Genomic DNA, 23,361 nt, shown 5'->3' with positions numbered 1-23,361 from the left:
AACATTTCATTTGCTTTACGTCGCAGTCTGAATCGCCGATTTAGTGTTTTTATGCGCTTTTTTGGGGCGCTATTGCACTGCATAAGCGCTGCCGGACGATTGCCTCAATGCTTATTCGGGACCCGCCAAGCACAGTCTTTTGTGTACTTCATAGTGGGGTGTTCTTTTGGCGCAACGCCAATTCAATTTCGACGCAATTTTTATTTTCGAAGCCTTATGATTCGCGTGATCGTATTTCCTGCCACGCGGCACGACGCCACGAGCGTACGTGCAAGCCTGCCTTTTTTGTGTCCCTGCAAGCCGGCGCGGCCATTGCATTGTCCGCAATAATCGCTCGTCATTATCGGGGTGTTGCGCAATTGAAGCCTCATTCGCATCGATCTGCCAATGAGGTTTGCGCAGCGGCATGTGTCACGTGGAAAGCGCATTCGATTCAATGAATTAACGCCCAAACTCGGAGCCATAAAACATGAAAAAATCGCTAATCGCCCTCGCACTGACCGGCGCGTTCGCAGTTTCCGCTCACGCGCAAAGCAGTGTCACGCTGTACGGCCTCATCGATACCGGTCTCGTCTACACGAACAACCAGATGGGCCACAGCAACTGGCAACTGAATAGCAGCTCCACGCAGAACACGGTGTTCGGCCTCAAGGGTACGGAAGACCTCGGCGGCGGCCTGAAGGCGATCTTCAAGCTCGAGCAGGGCTTTATCCTGAACAACGGCGCGCAGGCATTCTCGGGCGACATGTTTGGCTCGCAGGCATGGGTCGGTCTGCAGACGGATCAATACGGCACGGTGACGTTCGGCCGCCAGTTCGACGTGATGAACGACCTCGTGGGCCCGCTCACGGCTGAATTCAACACGTGGGGCGGCAGCCTCGCAGCGCACCCGTTCGAGAACGACAACCTCGCAGCTAACTCGGTCGTCATCAACAACTCGGTCAAGTACGCAAGCCCGACGTGGTACGGCGTGACGTTCGAGACGATGTACTCGTTCAGCAACCAGACCAACTTCGCGAACAACCGCTCGTATGGCTTCGCAGTGTCGTACGCACAAGGCCCGCTGAACCTCGCAGCAGGCTACCTGCAACTGAACAGCGCAGGCACCAGCAGCGGCGCAGTGACGTCGGGCGACACCAGCGCGAACTTCATCGCACAACGCCAGCGTGTCTGGTCGGTGGGCGGTAACTACACGTACGGCCCGGTCACGGCCGGCCTCGTGTGGAGCCACTCGCAGATCGACAACGCGTCGGGCGTGTTCTCGTTCGGCACGGGCACGTACCTGGGCAGCGGCGATTCGTCGGCAGGCTCGCTCGCGGGCTCGCTGCGTCTGGACAACTACGAAGCGAACATCAAGTACGCGATCACGCCGGCATGGTCGGTTTCGGGCGCCTACACGTACACGCACGGCGCGTACAACGGCTCGAACCCGGGCTGGAACACGGGCATGATCCAGACGGACTACGCGATCAGCAAGCGCACCGACTTCTACCTGGAAGGCGTGTACCAGAACGTCCACGGCGCGCCGGAAGGTTCGGTCCTGTCGCACGCGATGATCAACACGCTGTCGCCGTCGTCGACGGACACGCAGGTGGCGGTCACGGTCGGCATGCGTCACGCATTCTGATCGCCTGAATCGCGCGGTGTGGTTTTACCGCGCGTGATGGTCGACTGAAAAACGGGCCCGCTTTTTTTAGCGGGCCCGTTTTGTTTTGGTTGCGCGTACAACGAAGTATCAAGCTTCGTTGGCGCGCATGAGCAGTTTGACCGCCGCGGCAGCGATGAGCGCGAAACCGCCGCTCAGCAACAAGGCCCACGCAAAACCCTGCGCGAATGCAAGCGGGGCGGCTTTTGCAAGCACCTGGACGACGGATGCGTCGAGCGTGCGCAGTGTATCGGCGAGATCGCCCGCAAGCAGGCTTGCCATGAAATGCGCGTCGACGGCACGCGCGGCGGCAGGCGATGCGGCCACGAGATGCGCAAGCGCGCCATGCGTGCGCGCCGCGAGCACCGCGCCCAATACGCCGACCGAAGTGACGATGGCCGCAAAACGTGTCGTCGTGCTGATACCCGACGCCATGCCGGTTCGCTGCGGCGGCACGCAAGCCATGATGGCTTTTTGCGTATCGCCATTCATGATGCCCGCGCCGGTGCCGGTCACGAGCATCGCCAGCGCCACATAGGCGTAGTGACCGCTCGCGGCGCAGGCCGCCGTCGCCAGATTGCCTGCGCCGATCAGCGCGAGTCCCACGCTCAGCACGCCGCCCGTCGCGATCCGGCGCGAGAGCGCGGCGCCCAGCGTCGGCCCGACGATCATCGCCACGGCGAACGGCAGCATGCCGAGCCCCGCAGCCAGCGCGGAAAAGCCGAACGCAATCTGCAGATAGAGCGGCAGGAAGGTCATCATGACCTGCGCGCAGGCCGCATAGCCGAACATCGCCAGCAAGGCGCCGACAAAGCGCGCGCGGCCAAATAGCGCGAGATCGACCATCGGCCGGTTCTGCAAGCGTTCGGCGCAGATAAACGCGCCCATCAGCACGGCGCTCGCAGCGACGCGCCCAAGCGTGGCTGCCGAATCCCAGCCATGCGCGGGAATGCCGATCAAGGCCCACACGCCGCAGGCGAGCGCGGCGGCGAACAGCAGGCTGCCGGGCGCGTCGAGGCGTCTTGCATGCGGATCGCGCGATTCGTCGATTGCCAGCCATGCGCCGATGCCGAGCGCGAGGCAGATCGGCGGATTCATCAGGAAAATCCAGCGCCAGCCCGCCCATTGCGTGATGGCGCCCCCGATCCACGGCGCGAGCGTGGTGGCGATGCCCATGCACATGCCCCAGATCGCCCATGCGCGCTCGCGCGCCGGTCCGTGGGCAAAGCGGTGCGCGATCACGGAAAGCGCGGCGGTGAGCAGCAGTGCCGCGCCGACGCCTTTCACGGCGCGCGCGGCGATCAACGCGCTGGCGGTGGGCGCCGCGCCGCAAGCCAGCGAGGCGAGCGCGAACAGCACGAGACCGCCGAGCAGCGTGCGGCGGCGCCCGAATCGGTCGGCTAGCGCGCCCGCTGGCAGCAGGCAGGCCGCGAACGCGGTCATGTAGGCGCTCACGACCCACTCGATCTGCGCGAAGCTCGCGTGGAACGAGTGTGCGATCGAGGGCAGCGAAACCGCGACCACATTGGTGTCGAGCACGATCAAGGCGCAAGTGGCGGAGGCGACCGTGAGCGTGATGTGCGGATGGCGCTGGGAAAATCTGGTAGCGCTGGCGGGGGTTGCGTCGATTGATGCGGTATCGGCGGGCGCGCTGGAAACGGCAGTGTCGGACATGAAAGTGGGCGGGCAGATGAGCGAAAGATCCGAACGCATCGTCGCATCATCGACGCTTAGCAGTCATTGCCATAAAATAGCGATTTGCTTCGCAAAATTAACAATCATGAGCCGTATCGAACTGCGCCACCTGCGAGCGTTCCTGAGCGTGGCGCGCCATCTGCATTTCGCACGCGCCGCCGAGGAACTGGACATGGCGCCGCCTGCGCTCACGCGCCATATCCAGGAGGCCGAGCGGCATCTGGGCACGCGCCTGTTTCACCGCTCGCGCACGGCGGTCACGCTGACGGCGGCGGGCGAAGCCTATCTGCCCGAAGCGGCGGCAGCGCTGGAGCATCTGCAGCGCGGCGAGGAAATGGCGGCGCTGGCCGCGCGCGGCGAGGCGGGGCGCATCGTGGCGGGTTATGTGTCGTCGGCGGTGTATTCGGGCGCGTTGCAGCGCTCGATCGGCGAATTCCGCGCCGCCTGGCCGCGCGTGGAAGTGAGCGTGACCGAAATCGCCATGGACGATGTGGGGCGCCGTCTGGAAACCGGCTTGCTCGACATCGCCTATGTGCGCCCGCCGCTCGCGCTGCCGGACTCCCTGTGCATGTTCACGCTGCAGCGCGATGCCTTCGTGGCGGCGGTGCCCGCCGGATCGAGCTACGCCGAATGCGAGACGCTGCGCGCCGCCGATCTCGCCGAAGCCAGTTTTGCCGTGCCGGAACAGGAATTCGGCACGATGGAACTGGCGCGGCGCGGGCGCTTCGTGCCGCGCATTGCGGCGCGCCCGGGCGGCTTGCTGGCGGTGCTCGCGTGCGTGTCGGTGAACGGCTGGGTGGGCGTGATTCCCGACGCGCTGGCCGGTTGCGTGACCTTGCCGGGCATCGTGTACCGGCCGATCGCCGGCAAGCCGATCACTTCCGAACTCGCGCTCGTGTACCGCAAGCATGAACGCGCGCCTGCGGTGCGGGCGTTTCTGCGGCTCGTGGCGCGCTCGGGGACGATAAAGGGCGCCGGATCATGACGGGCGGCGCCGGTGGATCGCGGCTCGCTCAGGACGCTTTCACCATCGCCACGACCGAAACGTCGTAAGGCATCGAAGTGGGCGCGCGAAAGCGCCAGTGCTGGCCCGGCGCAAGGCCGGAACCGCTCGCCGATGTCGTGCCCAGAATCTCGCCTTGCGCGTTGAGCAGATTGATCGTGATGGTGGCGTGATCGATGCGCGCGCCGGACGTGTTGGTGGCGATGCCGCTGATATAGCCCGTGATGCCGCCGGGGTCGACGACGCCGCGCAGCTCGCGCAATTCCAGTGAACCTTGCGCGTGCGCGGCAAGCGAGGCGATCGCGAGTGCCGCTGCGATGAGCGTTTTCTTCATGACGATTTCTCCCATCTGGTTGAAAGGCCGCTCAATTGAAGCGCACAGCGCGCCGCCGAAATATGAGGAAATTCCGATAAATCGCCTGGCCTGACGGCCATTGCGCGCTGCGCTTAGCCTGAGTCACACGGCGCGATCGCGCCCTTTATCTCTCCCGATGCCGCGAGCCGGACCGCCCACCGCTTCCGGGTGGGTGCAATGCACGCGCCCCACCTTATGGTTGTCGGCATGGCGGCATCGATCGCAATGATCTGGAGGAAGACATGAAGGTGTTGGTAGCAATCAAGCGCGTGGTGGACGCCAACGTGAAAGTGCGCGTCAAGGCCGACGGCTCGGGCGTCGATCTCGCGAACGTCAAGATGAGCCTCAATCCGTTCGACGAAATCGCCGTGGAAGAAGCGGTGAGGTTGAAGGAGCAGGGCGTGGTCAGCGAAGTGGTCGCCGTGTCGTGCGGCCCGGCGGCCTGCCAGGAAACGCTGCGCACGGCGATGGCGATCGGCGCGGACCGCGGCGTACTGATCGAAACGGAAACGGCGCTCGAACCGCTGGCCGTTGCGAAGCTGCTCAAGGCGCTGATGGACAAGGAAGCGCCGCAACTGGTGCTGCTCGGCAAACAAGCCATCGACGATGACTGCAACCAGACCGGGCAGATGCTGGCGGCGCTGGCTGGGCGCCCGCAGGCCACGTTTGCAAGCAAGCTCGACATTGTCGATGGCAAGGCGCGCGTCACGCGCGAGATCGACGGCGGGCTGGAAACGGTGCAGATTGCGCTGCCGGCGATCGTCACCACCGATCTGCGGCTGAACGAGCCGCGCTACGCCACGCTGCCCAACATCATGAAGGCGAAGAAAAAGCCGCTCGACACGACCACGCCCGCGCAGCTTGGCGTGGACGTGACGCCGCGTCTGGCCACGCTGAACACCGCCGAACCCGCAGCACGCGCGGCAGGCATCAAGGTGCCCGATGTCGCCACGCTGGTGGCGAAGCTGAAAAACGAAGCGAAAGTGATCTGAGGACAGGCAAATGACTGCGGGTAAAACAGTGCTGGTCGTGGCGGAACACGATCACGTTTCGATTAAATCGGCGACGCTCAATGTGGTCACGGCCGCGGTGCAATGCGGCGCCGAAGTGCATGTGCTGGTGGCCGGTCATCACGCTGCGGGCGCGGCGCAAGCGGCGGCGCGCATCGCGGGCGTTGCGAAGGTGCTGCACGCCGATGGCGCGGCGCTGGCGGATTCGCTGGCAGAAAATCTCGCCGCACAGGTGCTGGCCAGCGCGCCTGGCTACGGGCACATCCTTTTTGCGGCGACGAGCACCGGCAAGAACGTCGCGCCGCGCGTGGCCGCACAACTCGACGTCGCGCAGATCTCCGAAATCACGCGCGTGGTGAGCGCGGATACATTCGAGCGCCCGATCTACGCGGGCAACGCGATTCAAACGGTGCAAAGCGCGCAAGCGGTGCAAGTCATCACGGTTCGCATGACGGGCTTCGATGCCGCTTCGGCGCAAGGCGGTGCGGCTGCGGTCGAAAGTATCGCGCCGGTTGCGGATAGCGGCTTGAGCGCCTTCGTCGAACGTGTCGTGACGAAGAACGAGCGTCCCGAACTGGCCGATGCGCGCATTGTCGTCAGCGGCGGCCGGGCGCTGGGCAGCAGCGATAAATTCAACGCCGTGCTAACGCCTTTGGCCGACAAACTCGGCGCTGCGCTGGGTGCGAGCCGCGCCGCCGTCGACGCCGGGTTCGCGCCCAACGACTGGCAAGTGGGGCAGACCGGCAAGATCGTCGCGCCGCAGGTGTATTTCGCGTGCGGCATTTCCGGCGCGATCCAGCACCTTGCCGGCATGAAGGATTCGAAGGTGATCGTCGCAATCAATAAGGATGCCGAAGCACCTATTTTCGGAGTAGCCGATTTCGGTCTCGAGGCCGATCTTTTCGAAGCGGTGCCTGAACTCGTCGCAGCGCTGTAAACGTGGTGTTTTAACGCAGGTTTCATCGGAAACGATGTTTGACAGAGACTGTCCGCAGTCTCTGTCTTTTTGCGTTTTTGCTTTTTGAGATCGTGTTAGGCGACCGGTGCCCGGCGACAAAATGCCCTGTGACCAGGGTACGCCACCAGAGTCACTGCGCGCAGCGAAGTGTAGTATCCAGAGGATCGATGTTTACGCCGTCGCACTTCATGAAGCACGATTCCACTCTGTCCGACCATGGCGCAAGCGCGTGCGATCACGCAGGCGCGGCCACGCTCAAACCGCTCGTCAGCAGCAAGCTGGCGGTGCCGCGCAGCAACAAGCGCACGCTCGCGCGCGACGCGCTGATCGCGCGCCTGCTTGCGGAGCGCAAGCGCCGTTGTTTCGTTCTGCAAAGTCCTGCGGGCTACGGCAAAACCACTTCGTTGTCGGCCTGGTGCCGGGCGCTCGCGCCGCTCGGCTACGACGTCGCCTGGCTCTCGCTCGACGAAGACGACAACGATCCCGGCGTCTGGCTCGACTATCTGCTATCGAGCGTGGCGCGCGTCGATCCGGCGATCTCGCGCGAAGCCATGCTGCTCGAAGATTTCGGCATGGATCAGGATGGCGTCGAGCGCACGGTGATTGCGCTCGTGCGCGGTATCGTGAGCCATCGGCGCGAACTGGTCATCGCACTCGACGATCTGCATCACGTCACCGAGCCGCGCATTCTCGAAGCGCTGCAATGGCTGCTCGATTACGCGCCGCCAAATCTGCATCTGGCGTTCGCGTCGCGCGGCCCGATTCCGCTCGCAATGGATCGCCTGCGCGCCCAGGACATGACGCTCGAACTCAATATGAGCGACCTGAAACTCTCCGCCGACGAAGCGGAAGGTTTCCTGAAAGCGCAACTGGGCGATGTCGATGTCGCCAGCGCACGGCGTCTCAATGAATTGACCGATGGCTGGGTGTCGGGTCTGCAACTTTTTTCGCTGAGCCTGAAAAAGAAGCGCCGCGCGGCCACGGCGGGCGCCGTCGATATGGCGATTCAGGAACAGGTGCGCGACGCGCGCACGTTCGCGCTGTTCTTCGAACGCGAGGTGTTGTCGAAGCTCGCGCCCGCCGAACTGAATCTGCTCACGCGCGCGGCGGCGTGTGATCGTTTTTGTGCATCGCTGTGTACCGCGCTGCTCGCGCGCGACGTGCCCGATGCGCCCGGCACAATGGCGCTGCTGGAGCGCCTCGAAAACGACAATCTCTTTATCACGCCGCTCAATCAGACCGGGCAGGAGACCTGGTATCGGCTGCATCCGCTGTTGCAGCAGACCTTGCTCGAACGGTTCGAAAGCTGGAGCGATGGCGCGCAGCGCGAGGTGCATGCATGCGCGCGGCAATGGTTTCTGGAGCACGGTCATCTGGGCGAGGCGGTGCATCACACGCTCAAGGCCGGCGAGGCCGCGCGCGCAGCGGCGCTGATCGAGCAGTTCGCGCAGTCGCTGTTCGTGAACGGGCAGATGCGCACGCTGGCCGCGCTGGTGCGGCAGTTGCCGCTTGCGCAGGTGCAGTCGAGCCTGACGCTGCGCATCTGGATGGCGCGCCAGCAACTGTTCCATTTCGAATGGGACGCCTGCACCGCGAGTCTGAACGCGCTCGACGCCGATCTGCCCGCCAACGCCGCCGCCGATCGTTTCACCGTGCTGGTGCTGCGCGCCGCGCTCGCGATCCAGCGCGACAACGCCGCCGCGGCAATCGCGCTGCTGCCGAAGCTGCTCGACCCGCCGCCCGCCGCGGATCGCGTCTCGATTGCGGGGCGCAACAACATCGTCTCGTGGATCCACATGCAGCGCGGCGAATACGAGCAGGCCCGCGATATTCAGTTGCCGACCGCCGCCGATAGCGGCAACGCCGGCGCGCCCTTGCTCGGCACGGGCGCGGGCGCCTTGATGGGGCGCTGTTTCGTCGGCCTGAGCTATGCGATGGAAGGCCAGATGAATCAGGCCGAACGCATCTACCGCGCCGTGCTGCGCGAAGCCGAACGCCACGGCCGCGCGTGCAATCAGCCCGCCTGCGTGGCGGCGGCGTTGCTCAGCGAAGTGCTCTACGAGCAGAACCAGAACGAGGAAGCGCGCGAATTGCTGGAGCGGCGCGTCGACGTGCTGGAGCGCGTGGCGGTATCGGATGTCGTGCTGCGCGGGCTGCTGGTGCTCTCGGGCGCGCGCTGGGCGGCGGGACATCGGCTCGATGCGTTTGCGTGGCTCGAACGGCTCGAGGAAATCGGCGTGGCGACGGGTTTGCCGCGCGTGCTGGGCGTGAGCCTCGCCACGCAGGTGTTCCGCCGTCTCGCGCTGGGCGAGATCAATACGGCGCAGGCCTGCCTGCAACGCCTGCAGGCACTCGACGACGGCGCTGCGCAAGACGATGCATCGGCCACGTTCAATGGATTGCGTTTCGCGTAGCGCACGGCAACCGTGCGCTTTCTGATCGCTACCGGCGATCTCGAACCGGCCGCCTTGCAACTCGATGCGTTGATTGCCTGGTGCGAGGCGCGCGGCCGTCTCGGCCTGGTGGCGACGCTGCGTTTGCAGCGCGCCGTGGTCGACCGGCGACTTGGCCGTGCCGTGCCGGCGCGGGCCAACGTGCTGGAAGCGCTGCGCCTTGGGCATCGGCTGGGGCTGTTGCGCAGCCTGCTGGACGCCGATGCATCGGCGCTCGATCTGATCGGCGAAGTGGCGCGGGAAGCGCCGCTCGATCCGGTGCTGGCGTTTTACGTCGAGCGGCTTCGGGCCGCACGTCCGCCGCGCGCGGAAGCCGCCGAAGCAGGCAGCAATGGCGCGGCAAGCGCGCGCCGTCGCGCTGCGCCCATCGGCATGAAGGCTTTGAGCGAGCGCGAAATAGACGTGGTGAAGCTGCTGGCCGAAGCGCTCAGCACGAAGAAAATCGCGCGCACGCTGGGCCTGTCGCCCGAAACCGTGAAGTGGCATCTGACCAATATCTACGGCAAGCTCGGCGTGAGCGGGCGCGACGAGGCCGTCGAACGCATGCGCGACCTCGAATGGGCCCCGCACGAAGGCGAGGCACCTGCCGTCTAAGGCTCTTCAAAGGCGCTTGCTCAGGCGTGCGGCTGTCGCTCCCAGTCGTACAGCGGCGGGCGGCCTTCGAGAAAGGCTTCGATTGCCTGGGCGTGGAACGGCACGCTCGACGCCACCGCTTGCGCCGCGCATTCCAGTTCCGCGACCCAACGCTTCGCGCGGCGCCGCGACAAAGCGCTGGGCGAATGCGCGTGCATCGTCGGCGAGCGTTTCGGGCGCGTGGATCGCGTGCACGATGCCAAGCTGCTGCGCTTCTTCCGCGCCCAGTTTGCGCGCCGTCAGCACGAGTTCTTTCGCCGCCGACATGCCGATCACGCGCGGCAGCAGCCAGGCCGCGCCCAGATCGGGCACGAGGCCGACTTTCGCGAATGACATGCAGAAGAACTCGCGCGACGAAGCCAGCACGAAATCGGCGGCCAGCGCGAGCGAAAAGCCGGCGCCCACCGCCGCGCCGTCCACCGCCGCAATCACGGGCAGTTCGAGATTGCGCAAGCGCTGCATCCAGCCGTGCGCCTGCAGCACGCGACGCCGGATCGCCTCGGGCGCGCCCGTTTCCGGCCGCTCGCGCGCGCCGGTCATCGACTTCAGATCGCCGCCCGCGCAGAAGCTGCCGCCCGCGCCCGTCACGATCAGCACGCGGATGCTGCGATCGCGCTCCACGGTGTCGAGGAGATCGGCGTAATCGTCGCGCAGTTCCATCGAAAGCGCGTTGCGGGCCTCGGGCCGCTGATGGGTGAATTCGGCGATGCCGTCCTCGATGTTGAGCGTGGCGTGGCGCAAGTTGCGCAGGGATGCGGGCATGGTGGTCGTCTCCGTGAGGGGTGTGAATGACACCTCCAAGAATCTGACAGTCGTGCCCCCGCTAACCCCCCCATGCGCGGTGGCTTCCTGCATCTGCCGCACTGGCCTACTGGTCCCCATCGCGCCGCCGTCTGCCGCGCTTTTCCCGGACCCGTCATGGCTCACGCTTATATCGTTTCCCCGCTCCGCACGCCGGTCGGCAAGTTTGGCGGCTCGCTCACGCCGCTTTCGGCCGCCGATCTCGCCGCGCACGTCCTGCGTGCGGTCTTGCAGCGTTCGGGCGCGCCGGCCGAATCCGTCGACGAGGTGATCGTCGCGCAGTCGTACCAGTCGAGCGAGGCGCCTTGCATCGGCCGTTATGCGGCGTCGCTGGCGGGGCTGCCGGAACATGTTTCGGGCTACGCGGTGGATCGCCGCTGCGGCTCGGGCTTGCAGGCCGTGATCGATGCGGCCATGCAGATCCAGACCGGTGCGGCCGATTGCGTGCTGGTCGCGGGCGTCGAAAGCATGAGCAATATCGAGTACTACAGCACGCGCATGCGTTGGGGCGCGCGGCTGGGCGACGTGGCGCTGCACGACCGTCTCGACCGTGGCCGCGTGAATTCGCAGCCGGTCAGCCGGTACGGCGTGATGGCGGGCGGCGCGGCGGAAACCGCCGAAAACCTCGCGCGCGACTACGGCATCACGCGTGCGCAAAGCGATCTCTACGCGGCGCGCAGCCATCAACGCGCAAGCGATGGCTGGAAAAGCGGCCGTTTCGAAGCCGAAGTCGTCCCGGTGCCGGTGCCGCAACGTAAGGGCGAAACGGTGCTGTTCGCCCGCGACGCATTCAGGTGCATGGAGCGAGGCAGTCCGGCATGGGCGAGCGCCGCCACCGCGAGTTACTTCGATATGCGAAAGACCTCGATTTACGGCGGTACGAACGAAGTGCAGCGCGGCATCATCGCCCGCATGATTCTGAACACCTGAGCGCAGCGAGGCGAACATGGACTTCAACTACAGCGAAGAGCAGCAGATGCTGGCCGACAGCCTGCGCCGCCTGATCGAAACGGATTACGGTTTTGCGCGGCGGCGCACCATCATGCGCGCGGGTGCCAGCTTCGATCGCGGCATGTGGGCGACGCTCGCGGAAATGGGCGTGCTCGGGCTCACGATTCCGGCCGCGTTCAGCGGCTTCGAGGAAAGCGCGGCGACGCAACTCGTCGTGCAGCGCGAACTGGGGCGCGGCATCGTGCTGGAGCCGGTGATTCCGTGCGCGGTCATTGCCGCGGCGATCCTGACGCGCTACGGCAGCGACGCGCACAAGGCGCACTGGCTGCCCGCCATCGCCACCGGTCAGCGCGTGCTGACGGCCGCGTGGCTCGAACCGGCCTCGCGTTATCGCGTTGATGCGGCGCAATGCACGGCCACGCGCGCGGGCGCGGGCTGGGAATTGAGCGGCGTAAAGTGTCTGGTCTGGCACGGCCATAGCGCCGATGCGTGGATCGTCAGCGCGCGGCTCGACGGCAAACTGGCGCTGTTTCTGGTGCCGCGCGACGCGGCGGGCGTGACGATCGCGCAGTACCCGGCGATCGACGGCCAGCACGGCGCGGATCTTCGCTTCGATTGCGTGCGGCTCGACGCCGATGCGCTGCTCGGCGGGCAGGATCAAGGTCTGGAAGCGCTCGAACACGGTCTCGATCACGGCATTGCGGCGCAATGCGCGGCGGCGGCGGGCGCGATGGAACGTCTGATCGACCTGACGCGCGATTATCTGCTCACGCGCCGCCAGTTCGGCCAGCCGCTCGCGGCGTTCCAGGCGCTGCAGCACCGTCTCGCCGATATGCTGGTGCAAAAGGAATGCGCGCTGTCGATGGCGTATGTGGCCGCCAAAGCGCTCGACGAGCCCGATCTTTCGGCGCGCCGTCGCATGGTGTCCGGGGCCAAGGTGATCGTGGCGCGCGCCGCGCGCTTCGTCGGCCAGCAGGCGGTGCAACTGCACGGCGGCATGGGCGTGACGGACGAACTCGAAGTGAGCGATTATTTCCGCTATCTGACCATGACGGACGTGCTGCTCGGCGATACCGACGCCCACATGGAGCGCTACTGCGCAGCCATGGCGGCCTGAACCCTGCCTGAATCCGATAGCCGCCCGCGCGTCGCTACGCGCATCGGCAAGTCTGAAAGACACATTATCAGGAGACGAAGTTGCATCTCACCAATAGCATCCATCGCTGCCTTCAGCAGACACCGGAGCGGATCGCCACGATCTTTCGCGGCCGCGTGCGCCATTACGGCGAATTCGCCGCGCGCGTCGCGCGGCTGGCGGGCGCGCTCAAGGCGTCCGGCATGGCCACCGACGACCGCGTCGGCGTGCTCGCGCTCAACTCGGACCGTTACCTCGAAACCTGCATGGCCGTCTGGTGGGGCGGCGGCGTGCTCAATCCGGTGAATATCCGCTGGAGCGTGCCGGAAGTCGTCTATTCGCTCGACGACTGCGATACGGGCATCCTCTTGATCGACGATCATTTTCTGCCGATGGCGGCGGGCATCGCGAAGACGGCGAAGCGTGCGCCGCTGTTCATCTACATGGGCGAGCGCGACGCGCCGGACGGCATGCAGTCCTACGAAGCGCTGATCGCGCAGACCGCGCCGGTCGAAGACGCGTGGCGCGGCTACGAGGATCTCGCCATCGTCATGTACACGGGCGGCACCACGGGCTTTCCGAAAGGCGTGATGCAGAGTCATCGCAATATCTGGAGCGGCTGCGTGCAACGCGTGGCGGAAGCGCCGCCCATCCGGCATGGCCGCAGCCTGCACGCCGCGCCGCTGTTTCATATGGCAGCGCTGTCGCGGGCGATCAACCAGTTCATCGCGGGCGAAACGCACGTCGTCATTCCGGCGTTCAACGCGCTGGAAGTGCTGGAGACGATCGAGCGCGAACGCGTCACCGAAGTCGGCCTCGTGCCGACCATGATCCAGGCGCTGATCGACCATCCCGAATTCGGCAGGCGCGATTTGAGCAGCGTGAAGCGGCTTGTGTATGGCGCGTCGCCGATTGTCGCTTCGGTGCTGGAGCGCACCATGGCGCTGTTTCCGGGCGTGGAATTTTCGCAGTCGTACGGGCTGACCGAGGCGATGGTCGTCACGACGAATCCGCCCGAGAACCACGGCGAAGCGGGGCGGGCGAAGGGCTTGTCGCTATCGGTCGGGCGCGCGGCATGGGGCACCTCGGTCAGAATCGTCGACGAACTGGGCCAGGAAGTGCCGCGCGGCGTGGTGGGCGAGATCGTCATTCGCGGGCCGAGCGTCACGCGCGGCTACTGGAACAAGCCGGCCGAAACCGCCAGCGCGCTGCGCGACGGCTGGCTGCATACCGGCGACGGCGCGTATATGGACGACGCGGGCTACATTTTCATCGTCGATCGCATGAAGGACATGATCGTGAGCGGCGGCGAGAACGTCTATTCGGCGGAAGTGGAAAGCGCGATCGGCCGGCATCCGTCGGTGGCGATGTGCGCGGTGATCGGCATTCCGAGCGCGGCCTGGGGCGAAACCGTACATGCGATCGTCGTGCTGCGGCCGGGTGAGGATCTGGCAGAAGAGCAGATTCGCGAGCATTGCCGCACGCTGATTGCGAACTACAAATGCCCGAAGAGCGTGGAGTTCCGCACGTCGATGCCTTTGTCCGGCGCGGGCAAGATTCTCAAGCGCGATCTGCGCGCGCCGTTCTGGGAAGGGCAGGCGAAGAAGGTGAATTGAGGGGGACGCTCGCCGCTGCGCCAGCTTTTAACCACGGCGCGGCGCGCGCGCCGTGGTATCCGCAAACAGCTCGATCACCCGCTCGCGCAGCCAGCGATTGCCTTCGTCCTGCTGGACGCGCGAATGCCAGAGTAGATGGATCGGCGCCGAAGGCAGGTTGATCGGCAGCGCGCGCAGGCTCAGCGAGAACAGCGGTGCGAGTTGCTGGGCCAGCGTTTCCGGCACGGTCGCGATCAGATCGGTGCGTTGCAGGATGTAGCCCACGCTCATGAAGTGCGGCACGGTCACCCGCACCTGCCGGCGCACGCCGCGCCGCTTCAGCCATTCGTCCACCTGGCCGTGACCGGTGCCCGCCGACACCACGACCAGATGCTCGGCCTCGCGCCACGACGCGAGCGTCATGGGCGCCTCTTCGAGCGGATGCCCCTGGCGCATCAGACACACATAGCGCTGATCGAACAGGCGGCGCTGATAGAACCCACCCTTGAGTTGCGGCAGCAGGCCGATCGCCAGATCGACGCGGCCATCGGCCATTTCATCGGCGAGATTGACGCTGGTATTGCGCACGGTATTGAGCGCGACGCCGGGCGCTTCGCGCGACAGCCGCTCGACCAGCGCAGGCAGAAACACCACTTCGCCGATATCGGTCATGCCGATCGTGATGGTTCGCGACGCGCGCAGCGGATCGAAACCCGTCAGCGGATTGAGCGCCGCGTGCAAGGTCGCGAGCGCCTGCGACACCGGCTCGGAAAGACGCAGCGCATACGGTGTGGGCACGACACCGCCCGGCGCGCGCACGAACAGCGGATCGCCCAGCAGACGGCGCAGCTTGGCGAGCGCATTGCTGACGCCGGGCTGGCTCATGTTCATCTGCTCGGCGACTGTCGCCACGCGCCGCTCCTGCATGAGGCGCTGGAAAAGCAGCAGCAGATTGAGGTCGAGATCGGCCAGTTCCATGGTGTTCGTCTGATTGTTCGTCTGAGCGTCCGCCCGCGCGGGTCTCATTCTTTTCAGTGATGAAGACGATTCATTGCATCTTATTGAGCAATGAAAGTCCAGTGCTGAAAATACCGACACGGTCCACGGAATCGACGTGCGGCCTGTACGTATAAATCGAGACACAGGAGACACATTCATGACGCGAATGAATCTGAAGATTGCGATCGTCGGTGCGGGCATCGGCGGGTTGACGCTGGCGCTCGCGCTGCGCGAGCACGGCATCGATGCGCAACTTTTCGAGCAGACCGATGAACTGCGCGAGGTCGGCGCGGCCGTCGCGCTCTCCGCCAACGCGACGCGCTTCTACGAACGAATGGGCCTGCGCGCGGCGTTCGAGCGCATGTGCGCCGATGTGCCGGGCCTGATCTATCGCGATGGCCGCAGCGGCGAGGTGATCGGCCATCATCGCGGCTCGCCGGATTATCGCGAGCAGTTCGGCGGTGCTTACTGGGGCGTGCATCGCGCCGATTTGCAGGCGGTGCTGTCCACGGCGGTGGGGTTCGAGCACATCAAGCTCGGTCATCGGCTGACGGAACTGACGCAGCACGCCGATCGCGTGACGCTTGGGTTCGATAACGGCGAGCGTGTCGATGCCGATCTGGTGATTGGCGCGGACGGCGCGCGCTCGATCACGCGCCGCTGGATGCTGGGTTACGACGACGCGCTGTATTCCGGTTGCTCGGGCTTTCGCGGCGTCGTGCCGGCCGAACGCATGCCGCGCTTGCCGGACCCCGAGACGATCCAGTTCTGGGTCGGGCCCGGCGGCCACCTGCTGCACTATCCGATCGGCGATCGAGGCGACCAGAACTTTCTGCTGGTCGAGCGGCATCCTTCGCCGTGGCCGTCGCGCGACTGGGTGTTGCCTGCGACGGAAGGCGAGCAGCTACGCCTGTTCAAGGACTGGCATCCGGCGGTTGTCGAGATGATCACGGCGGTGCCGATCAGCCAGCGCTGGGGGCTTTTTCATCGGCCGCCGCTCGGGCGCTGGAGCAAGGGGCGCGTGACGCTGATCGGCGACGCGGCCCACGCGCTCGTGCCGCATCACGGTCAGGGCGCGAACCAGTCGATCGAGGATGCCGTGGTGCTGGCCGCGCAACTGGCGAAGGCGGGACCGGGCAACTGGCGCGAGGCGCAGGAAGCGTATGAACGTCTGCGGCGCGGCCGCACGCGCAAGGTGCAATACGCGTCGATCACGACAGCGGACGTGCTGCATCTGCCGGATGGTCCGGCGGCGCAGGCGCGCAACGCGCGGCTCGGCGAGCGCGAGAGCCTGCTGCACCATCTCGACTGGATTCACGATTTCGACGCGCTGGCGGAAGAACCGGATGAGCGTCAGGGCGGCACCTGGCTTTGAGGTGCTGATTTCTGACGCTTATTTCGGGCGCTAATTTCAGGCGGTGATTTCGTCCGCGAGGTCCTGAACGAACTGGCGCATGATGGCAACACGCTTCTGCGCAATCCGTTGCGCGCCTTCGGTGCTCATGCCATCGGCCAGTTTCAGCAGCTTCACGTCGAAATGATCGAGCGCAAACGTTGTGTCGTCCGGCCTGCGTTCGCGCGCGAGTGGATCGTCGAAATCGTAGAGCCGCGAACCCATGCGGCCCGCCACATAGAACGTGCGCGCGATGCCAATGGCGCCGATGGCATCGAGGCGGTCCGCATCGCGCAGAATGCGTGCTTCCAGCGAGCGCGGCGCGATATTCGCCGAAAAACTGTGCGCTTCGATCACGTGTGCCGTGGCCTCGATGCGCGCCGTGTCCCATCCGATCGCTTTCAGCACATCGCGCGCTTTGTCCGCGGATAACTGCGAGGCCAGCGCGCGGCGCGGGTCAGACTTTTCGACCGGCACGCAATCGTGCAGCAGTGTGGCGATGGCCAGCATCTCCAGATCGACAGCCGTTTCATGCGCCGAGATTTGCTTCACGAGCTTCCACACGCGCACCAGATGTGACCAGTCGTGCGAGCCGTCACCGCTCGAATCGTCGATGCCTGTTTGCAGGAGGGCGGCGCGGATCGCGTCGCCATAAGGCGCGAAGGCATCGGCGATTCGGATCAATACGTTATTCATGGGTTTGCGTTCTTAATCGATAAACCGGTTACGCCCGGACAGCACCGCAAAAACCGTGACCAGGCCGATCGCGCGCGACGGTTTTTTGTCCTTGCCCTAATGGCGAAAATATTCGCTATAATAGATTGCATGTTCGGTATCTCGAACATGCAAAATCTGATGCATCTAGAGTCGGCTCAGCCGACGCCAACCTGCCCACCCGGGCAAGGTGGAAGCCCTTGGGGCGATGCGGCCAATTCATGGCAACGAAACGGGAGCATAGCCGGCACCGGTTCGATAACCCATCATCCGGGAGCAACTATGCGCAACGATCTCTCTTCCTTCTGTCCTGCAAGCGTCGAAAGCGGGCTGCAGCGGCTTCCTGGTCTCAAGCTCACGCATACGGTCCGGCTCGTGTCGAGCCTCAATCCCTCGGTGGTATCGACGGCTGCCGCCGCGCTCGAAACGCGCCGCGCGAACGTCGAGCAATGGGCCGTGACCCGTTGCGCGGGATTGCTCGAGCAGCGCATCGTCCTCGTCGATATGACGGAGCGGCAGGCCATTGAGGTGCGCGAGCAACTCGCGGCACTCGACGGCGTGGCGCGTGCGAGCGTCGAGCATCAGTTCGTTCGGGAAGCGGCGGCCTGAACGGTCTCAGGGCTGCAGCACCCGGCGCTGGCGGAATGCTTTCGCCGCCAGAATGCCGCCGATTGCGCCGCCCAGATGGCTTTGCCAGGACACGCCGGGCGTGATCGGCAGGACGCCGCTCAACATGCTCGCTCCGTAGCTGAACGCCACAAACAGCGCGACGAGCACCGGCACGGGCTTACGGTTGTAAAAGCCATACGCCACCAGATAGCCCGCATAGCCGAACACGATCCCGCTCGCGCCGATATGGACCGAGTACGGCGCGCCGAGCAGCCACGCGCATAGCCCGGCGCCGAGCATCGCACCGATGGTCGCCTGCCAGAAGTTGGCGATGCGCGGCCACATGCACAGCCAGCCGAGCGCCAACAGGCCCGGCGTATTCGCGGCGATGTGATAAAGGCCCGCGTGCAGCCACGGCGCAAACAGAATGCCCTGAAGGCCGCTGAACGTGCGCGGCACGACGCCGTGGCGAGTGAGTTGCAGAAACGGCAGCGCCGCCGAGACAAAAAACACCGCCCACATCGAGCCGACGAACAGCCCGAGCAGCACGACGCGCGCCTTGATCTGCTCGAAAAGGGAGGCGCGCGGGGCGCCGGAGGAAAGGTCGAGGGCGGACATACGTGGGATCGTTCTCTATGGGCGGGCGTGGTTGGCATGCACTATAGACCGGCTGACGCGGCGCGCGCATTTTCCGGCGCGCGGGCTTGATCGCGGGGCAAAGCGGCGCCCACTCGCTTGCAACACCCCGCAACACCAGTGGTAACATTTGTTGTCGCCCACTGTCCGGCCTGATCCGCTCATCGATATGCCCGAAAGCTTCGACCAGCTCGCCGCGCTCATCCGCGCGCGCTTCTCCGAACTGAGCCCGCAATTCCAGACCGGTGCGGCCTTCCTGCTCGACCATCCCGACGAAGTCGCGGTGTCGTCGATGCGCAAGGTGGCCGAACGCGCCCAGGTGCAGCCCGCGTCGCTCGTGCGCTTGTCCCAGCAGCTTGGCTTTCCGGGCTGGAACGAATTGCGCGATCTGTTCGTCGCGCGGGTGCGCACGCGTCCCGAACCGTTGTCGAGCCGCGCCCGCTCGCTGGTCGCGGGCAGCGCGAAAGACGCGCTCGCGCGCGATCTGCTGGCCGCCCAGCAGCACAATCTCGACGCCAGTTCGGCGCACAACACCCGCGCCATGATCGAAGCCGCGCGCGTGCTCAAGAAGGCCAGACATGTGCACGTGGCGGGCTTCCGCTCGTGTTACGCGGTGGCGTTCGGGCTTGTCTACGGCTATCGGCTGTTCCGGCCGCAGGTCTCGCTGCTCGGTGGCGAGGCGGGCACGCTGGAGATGCAGTTGCTGGGCATCGAGCGCGACAGCGCAACGATCGTTGTCAGCTTCGCACCGTACTCGGTCGAAGCGGTGCGCGTGGCCGAAGCGGCGCTCGAAAAGGGCAGCAAGCTGATTGCGATCACCGATAGCGCCGTCTCGCCCATCGCGCTCAACGCGGAAAAGGTGCTGATCTTCACGCACGAGAGCCCGTCGTTTTTCCCCTCGCTGGTAGCGGCGACGGCGCTGGCGGAATCGCTGGTCGCGCATCTGCTGGCGCTCGAAGGCACGGGCGCGGTGGCGCATCTCGAAGAGGCCGAGCGCTCGCTCAATGCGCGCGGCGCCTATGTGCCTTGAATAACGCATTTCGCCGCTGAACGAGCCGCCTGCGAGGCGGCTTTTTTGCGCCTGTCCGTTATTCATTCGTTGCAAGTCGATATTCATTTGACAACATATGTTGCGAAGCGTATAAATCGCTCATCGACACCTTCGGACTGGCCAACCAGCGAGTCAAACGATGCAGGCACTCAAGACTTTCCAGATGGGCGGCACGCCCGCACAGATCGGGCAACAGCTCGGCGAACTCGCGCTGCCGGTTTTCGGGCCCTATATGGCGCAGAGCAGCGCCTGGCAGGCCGTGAGCCGCTGGCGCGGCCATCCGTTCGTGGCGCAACTGCGCGCCGCGGCCGAACAGCATTTCCCGGCTTATGTGGCCGAACTCGACGCAATGGCGGCCGCGCTCGGCTGGCCCGCGCACGATCTGTTTCTCTGGAACTGCCGCGGCGAACTGATCCACAACGCGCCCGACGGCTGCACCACGCTCGCCGTGCGCGCCGATGCGGCTGGCGGGCTGATCGCCCATAACGAAGATGGCGACCCGTATCTGCGCGGCCGCTGCGCGGTGGTCGACGTCGCGCCGGCAGGCAAGCCGGGCTTCGTGAGCTTCTACTATCCGGGCTCGCTGCCGGGCCACACGTTCGCGGCTTCGCGCGCGGGTGTGGCGCAGGCGATCAACAACGTGCGTATCCGCGCACCGCGCGCCGGCGTGCCGCGCATGATTCTCGCGCGCGCCGTGCTCGACGCCGCCACGCTCGACGACGCGCTCGCGCTGCTGCGCGATACGCCGCGCGCGAGCGGCTTCCACCATACCGTCGGCGGCCTCGACGCAACCGGCGCGGTGCGCGTCTACAGCGTGGAAGCCACGGCGCAGCGCACCTCGGTGCTCGAAGTGAGCGCGCCTTCGGGCCACGCGAATCACCTGATCCACGCGGGTCACGCCAACGAGGCGCAGATCGTCACCGAATCCTCGCGCGACCGGCAGGCCCGTCTCGCCGATCTCGTGCCCGCACTCGGCGCGCAGCCCGACGGCGCGGCGTTCGTGCGCACGCTGCAGGATCGCGGCGGCGCCGGTCTGCCGATCTTCCGCGACGATCCGCACGATCCCGACGATGAAAACACGCTCGCCACCGCCTGCATGGAGATCGCGCCCGGCGGCGTGAACTTCGACGTCTGGCAAGACGGCGCGCGCACCTTGTCGATGACGATCCGATGACGATGGCGGGCGCGCTCCGAGCAGCGCACCCGTCATTTCCGCAAGGTTCGACCGAATTTTTTGACCGGATTCCCCCAGATTTCCCGGATAGATCCGCTTCCAGCGAGAAAACCCATGTCCAGCAAAGTGTTTCACCGGATGCCCCGCCAGACCCTGCCCGTTGCGGTCGCAGGCGAGGGCATCGAGATCATCGATTCCACCGGCAAGCGCTATATCGACGCGAGCGGCGGTGCGGCCGTCTCGTGCCTCGGCCACAGCAACCAGCGCGTGATCGACGCGATCAAGCGCCAGGCGCAGGCGCTGCCGTATGCGCACACGTCGTTTTTCACGACCGAAGCGTCCGAACAACTCGCCGATTACCTGATCGAGCGCGCGCCCGCGGGCCTCGATCACGTCTATTTCGTCTCGGGCGGCTCCGAGGCGATCGAGGCTGCGCTCAAGCTCGCGCGCCAGTATTTCGTCGAGAAGGGCGAGCGCTCGCGCCGTCATTTCATCGCGCGCCGCCAGAGCTATCACGGCAATACGCTGGGCGCGCTGGCGATCGGCGGCAACGCCTGGCGCCGCGAGCCGTTCCTGCCGATCCTGATCGAATCGCATCACGTGAGCCCGTGCTACGCCTACCGCGAGCGGCTCGACGGCGAGAGCGACGAAGCCTACGCACAGCGTCTGGCCGACGAACTCGAGCAGAAAATCCTCGAACTGGGCGCGGAAAACGTCGCGGCCTTCGTCGCCGAAACCGTGGTGGGCGCGACGGCCGGCGCGGTGCCGCCGGTGCGCGAGTATTTCCGCAAGATCCGCGCGGTGTGCGACCGCTACGGCGTGCTGCTGATTCTCGACGAGATCATGTCGGGCATGGGCCGCACCGGCCATCTGTTCGCCTGCGACGAAGATGGCGTGGCGCCCGATCTGCTGACCATCGCGAAGGGGCTGGGCGCCGGTTATCAGCCGATCGGCGCGACGCTCGTGAGCCAGCGCATCTATGAAACCATCGTGGGCGGCAGCGGCTATTTCCAGCACGGCCACACGTATATCGGCCACGCGACGGCCTGCGCGGCGGCGCTCGAAGTGCAGCACGTGATCGCCGAAGACAAACTGCTCGACAACGTGCTCGCGCGCGGCGAACAACTGCGCGCGCGGCTGCGCGAGCGTTACGCGGAGCATCCGTATATCGGCGACGTGCGCGGGCGCGGCTTGTTCGTGGGCGTGGAACTGGTCAAGGACCGCGCGACGAAGGCCAGCTTCGACCCGTCGCTCAAGCTGCACGCCGCGATCAAGCGCGAAGCGTTCGCGCGCGGCCTGATGGTCTATCCGATGGGCGGCACGGTGGACGGCCAGAACGGCGACCACATCCTGCTCGCGCCGCCGTTTATCTGCACGGCGCAGGATATCGATACGATCGAAGAGCGCCTTGCGGCGGCAGTGGGCGCGGCGCTGCAGGCGACGGGCGTGATGCAGACGGCCTGACGCGGGCGGCTTGCCAGAAACCTTATTCGGAGCAGATCAGTGACGCAGATGACGCAAACCCAGAACCCGCGCCTGCCGGCCTTCGAGGCCGCGCGCGCGACCCCCGAGCAGAAAGCGGTGCTCGACGAAATCCTCTCCGGCCCGCGCGGCAATCTGAACGGCCCGTTCCTCGGCTGGATCCATAGCCCGGAACTGGCGCAGAACGCCCAGCGTCTGGGCGCGTTCTGCCGCTACAGCACGGGGCTCTCGCTGCGCCTTTCGGAACTGGCGATCCTCGTGACGGCGTCGCGCTGGCAGGCGCAGGCAGAGTGGTACATCCACTATCCGATCGCGATCGGGGCGGGCGTGCCCGAAGCGCTGGCCGAGCAGATCCGCACGGGCGCCGAGCCCGTCTTCGACGAAGCCGACGACGCGCTGATCTACGCCTTCACGACCGAGCTTTACGACACGAAGCGCGTATCCGATGCCATCTACGCGCGAGCCGTGGAACGATTCGGCCACGAGACGACGATCAACCTCGTTGGTCTGCTGGGCTACTACGCGCTCGTGGCGATGACGCTCAATGTCTTCGGCATGCGCGCGGAAGGCCAGACGACGTTGCCGTTCCCCGAGTAAGCCCGGCTTCACGGCGGCTTTACGGCAACTTCCCGGCGACCTGCGCGCCGCGTTGCGGGATCAGCGCCCCATGCGGTTATCGCCGTATGGGGCGTTTTTTGTTTGCCTGACGTGACGGCCATATTTCGGCGGCGTGATTTACCAATCGGTCGGTTAATTACGCTGGGCGCATAAACTAAATATCTGATCGTTCGCTGGGTAAAAAATAAAACGTATGAACGTTTTTTGACGGGAAACGTTTCCATGCATATTCCTGCCTGATTTTCTGTCGATTTGGACTGTCCAGTTAATCCGTTGACTGAACGTTTTTCAGGTGTTTTCCCGTTGATGGTCTGAGTTGTTTATTTGCTAAATCGTTCTCTGCAGCAATATGACGTCGATGCGGAAATAATAAGACTGTTTGTGCCGCGTGGCGCCCGTGGCCGCGTGCAGGGCGGTGGCCGTGCCGCGGATCGGCCGTTACGAGTACGAC

General features: G+C 65.4%; 21 protein-coding genes, 1 pseudogene and 1 riboswitch. Of the genes and pseudogenes, 15 read left to right on the top strand and 7 right to left on the bottom strand.

The features are described from left to right. Window positions 1-469: 469 nt before the first annotated feature. Window positions 470-1,627: a porin gene (locus tag U5A67_RS03650; RefSeq protein ID WP_205982432.1), complete on the top strand. Its 1,158-nt coding sequence runs from the start codon at window positions 470-472 to the stop codon at window positions 1,625-1,627. 108 nt (window positions 1,628-1,735) lie between these two features. On the opposite strand, the gene U5A67_RS03645 is transcribed toward U5A67_RS03650, so the two are convergent. Further along, complete coding sequence (locus U5A67_RS03645; RefSeq protein WP_321813085.1) at window positions 1,736-3,319, bottom strand: MFS transporter; 1,584 nt, start codon at window positions 3,317-3,319, stop codon at window positions 1,736-1,738. Window positions 3,320-3,425: 106 nt separating this feature from the next. Between U5A67_RS03645 and U5A67_RS03640 the strand changes: the two genes are divergently transcribed. Continuing rightward, window positions 3,426-4,325, top strand: coding sequence for a LysR family transcriptional regulator (locus U5A67_RS03640; protein WP_321813084.1), 900 nt, complete (start codon window positions 3,426-3,428; stop codon window positions 4,323-4,325). Window positions 4,326-4,353: 28 nt separating this feature from the next. Here the strand turns inward: U5A67_RS03640 and U5A67_RS03635 are convergent, their stop codons facing one another. Then, the gene (locus tag U5A67_RS03635) at window positions 4,354-4,677 is read right to left on the bottom strand and encodes an FxLYD domain-containing protein (RefSeq protein WP_321813083.1); all 324 of its coding nucleotides are present in this window, start codon (window positions 4,675-4,677) and stop codon (window positions 4,354-4,356) included. A 263-nt stretch (window positions 4,678-4,940) separates the two neighbouring features. On the opposite strand from U5A67_RS03635, the gene U5A67_RS03630 reads away from it, so the two are divergent. The 4 genes from U5A67_RS03630 (at window position 4,941) to U5A67_RS03615 (ending at window position 9,713) form a co-directional block, all read left to right on the top strand. Continuing rightward, on the top strand, window positions 4,941-5,690 hold the full coding sequence (locus U5A67_RS03630) for an electron transfer flavoprotein subunit beta/FixA family protein (RefSeq protein WP_321813082.1): 750 nt from the start codon (window positions 4,941-4,943) through the stop codon (window positions 5,688-5,690). Window positions 5,691-5,700: 10 nt separating this feature from the next. Next, window positions 5,701-6,645 (top strand): electron transfer flavoprotein subunit alpha/FixB family protein, encoded by a 945-nt coding sequence (locus U5A67_RS03625; protein ID WP_321813081.1) that lies wholly within the window; start codon window positions 5,701-5,703, stop codon window positions 6,643-6,645. A 188-nt stretch (window positions 6,646-6,833) separates the two neighbouring features. Continuing rightward, window positions 6,834-9,080 carry a helix-turn-helix transcriptional regulator gene (locus U5A67_RS03620; RefSeq protein WP_321813080.1) on the top strand — a complete coding sequence of 749 codons (2,247 nt, stop codon included), beginning with the start codon at window positions 6,834-6,836 and terminating at the stop codon, window positions 9,078-9,080. Between the two features lie 12 nt (window positions 9,081-9,092). After that, window positions 9,093-9,713: a helix-turn-helix transcriptional regulator gene (locus U5A67_RS03615; protein ID WP_321813079.1), complete on the top strand. Its 621-nt coding sequence runs from the start codon at window positions 9,093-9,095 to the stop codon at window positions 9,711-9,713. Between the two features lie 6 nt (window positions 9,714-9,719). On the opposite strand, the gene U5A67_RS03610 is transcribed toward U5A67_RS03615, so the two are convergent. Continuing rightward, window positions 9,720-10,514, bottom strand: coding sequence for an enoyl-CoA hydratase/isomerase family protein (locus U5A67_RS03610; protein WP_321813078.1), 795 nt, complete (start codon window positions 10,512-10,514; stop codon window positions 9,720-9,722). Between the two features lie 156 nt (window positions 10,515-10,670). Between U5A67_RS03610 and U5A67_RS03605 the strand changes: the two are divergent. The 3 genes and pseudogenes from U5A67_RS03605 to U5A67_RS03595 form a co-directional block, all read left to right on the top strand. Then, window positions 10,671-11,339: pseudogene (locus tag U5A67_RS03605) on the top strand (acetyl-CoA C-acyltransferase); the annotation flags it as partial. A 160-nt stretch (window positions 11,340-11,499) separates the two neighbouring features. Further along, window positions 11,500-12,621: an acyl-CoA dehydrogenase family protein gene (locus tag U5A67_RS03600; RefSeq protein ID WP_321813077.1), complete on the top strand. Its 1,122-nt coding sequence runs from the start codon at window positions 11,500-11,502 to the stop codon at window positions 12,619-12,621. An 80-nt stretch (window positions 12,622-12,701) separates the two neighbouring features. Then, window positions 12,702-14,255 (top strand): long-chain fatty acid--CoA ligase, encoded by a 1,554-nt coding sequence (locus tag U5A67_RS03595; protein WP_321813076.1) that lies wholly within the window; start codon window positions 12,702-12,704, stop codon window positions 14,253-14,255. Window positions 14,256-14,282: 27 nt separating this feature from the next. Here U5A67_RS03595 and U5A67_RS03590 read toward each other — a convergent pair whose 3' ends face one another. Then, a complete protein-coding gene (locus tag U5A67_RS03590; RefSeq protein ID WP_321813075.1) occupies window positions 14,283-15,212 on the bottom strand; it encodes a LysR family transcriptional regulator in 930 nt (309 codons plus the stop codon). Window positions 15,213-15,390: 178 nt separating this feature from the next. Between U5A67_RS03590 and U5A67_RS03585 the strand changes: the two genes are divergently transcribed. Continuing rightward, on the top strand, window positions 15,391-16,608 hold the full coding sequence (locus U5A67_RS03585) for an FAD-dependent monooxygenase (RefSeq protein WP_321813074.1): 1,218 nt from the start codon (window positions 15,391-15,393) through the stop codon (window positions 16,606-16,608). Between the two features lie 36 nt (window positions 16,609-16,644). Here the strand turns inward: U5A67_RS03585 and U5A67_RS03580 are convergent, their stop codons facing one another. Continuing rightward, window positions 16,645-17,322: an HD domain-containing protein gene (locus tag U5A67_RS03580; protein ID WP_321813073.1), complete on the bottom strand. Its 678-nt coding sequence runs from the start codon at window positions 17,320-17,322 to the stop codon at window positions 16,645-16,647. A gap of 156 nt (window positions 17,323-17,478) precedes the next feature. Continuing rightward, window positions 17,479-17,582, top strand: a riboswitch (SAM-I-IV-variant riboswitch). A 40-nt stretch (window positions 17,583-17,622) separates the two neighbouring features. On the opposite strand from U5A67_RS03580, the gene U5A67_RS03575 reads away from it, so the two are divergent. Beyond that, window positions 17,623-17,949 (top strand): hypothetical protein, encoded by a 327-nt coding sequence (locus U5A67_RS03575; protein ID WP_205982463.1) that lies wholly within the window; start codon window positions 17,623-17,625, stop codon window positions 17,947-17,949. A gap of 6 nt (window positions 17,950-17,955) precedes the next feature. Here the strand turns inward: U5A67_RS03575 and U5A67_RS03570 are convergent, their stop codons facing one another. After that, window positions 17,956-18,567, bottom strand: coding sequence for a rhomboid family intramembrane serine protease (locus tag U5A67_RS03570; protein ID WP_321813072.1), 612 nt, complete (start codon window positions 18,565-18,567; stop codon window positions 17,956-17,958). A gap of 187 nt (window positions 18,568-18,754) precedes the next feature. Here U5A67_RS03570 and U5A67_RS03565 point away from each other — a divergent pair, with 187 nt between their 5' ends. From U5A67_RS03565 to U5A67_RS03550, 4 genes are all read left to right on the top strand, one after another. After that, the gene (locus tag U5A67_RS03565) at window positions 18,755-19,615 is read left to right on the top strand and encodes a MurR/RpiR family transcriptional regulator (protein ID WP_205982665.1); all 861 of its coding nucleotides are present in this window, start codon (window positions 18,755-18,757) and stop codon (window positions 19,613-19,615) included. Window positions 19,616-19,775: 160 nt separating this feature from the next. Continuing rightward, window positions 19,776-20,810: a C45 family peptidase gene (locus U5A67_RS03560; RefSeq protein WP_321813071.1), complete on the top strand. Its 1,035-nt coding sequence runs from the start codon at window positions 19,776-19,778 to the stop codon at window positions 20,808-20,810. A 114-nt stretch (window positions 20,811-20,924) separates the two neighbouring features. Next, window positions 20,925-22,274, top strand: coding sequence for an aspartate aminotransferase family protein (locus tag U5A67_RS03555; protein ID WP_321813070.1), 1,350 nt, complete (start codon window positions 20,925-20,927; stop codon window positions 22,272-22,274). 48 nt (window positions 22,275-22,322) lie between these two features. Then, the gene (locus tag U5A67_RS03550) at window positions 22,323-22,889 is read left to right on the top strand and encodes a carboxymuconolactone decarboxylase family protein (protein WP_321813386.1); all 567 of its coding nucleotides are present in this window, start codon (window positions 22,323-22,325) and stop codon (window positions 22,887-22,889) included. Window positions 22,890-22,897: 8 nt separating this feature from the next. Here U5A67_RS03550 and U5A67_RS03545 read toward each other — a convergent pair whose 3' ends face one another. Further along, complete coding sequence (locus tag U5A67_RS03545) at window positions 22,898-23,134, bottom strand: hypothetical protein (protein ID WP_321813069.1); 237 nt, start codon at window positions 23,132-23,134, stop codon at window positions 22,898-22,900. Window positions 23,135-23,361: the final 227 nt, after the last annotated feature.

It is taken from the genome of Paraburkholderia sp. J69-1 (assembly GCF_905220255.1).
GTDB lineage: Bacteria > Pseudomonadota > Gammaproteobacteria > Burkholderiales > Burkholderiaceae > Paraburkholderia.
The sequence above is the reverse complement of the archived record's forward strand: the minus strand, read 5'-3'. Positions and strand labels throughout refer to the sequence as shown.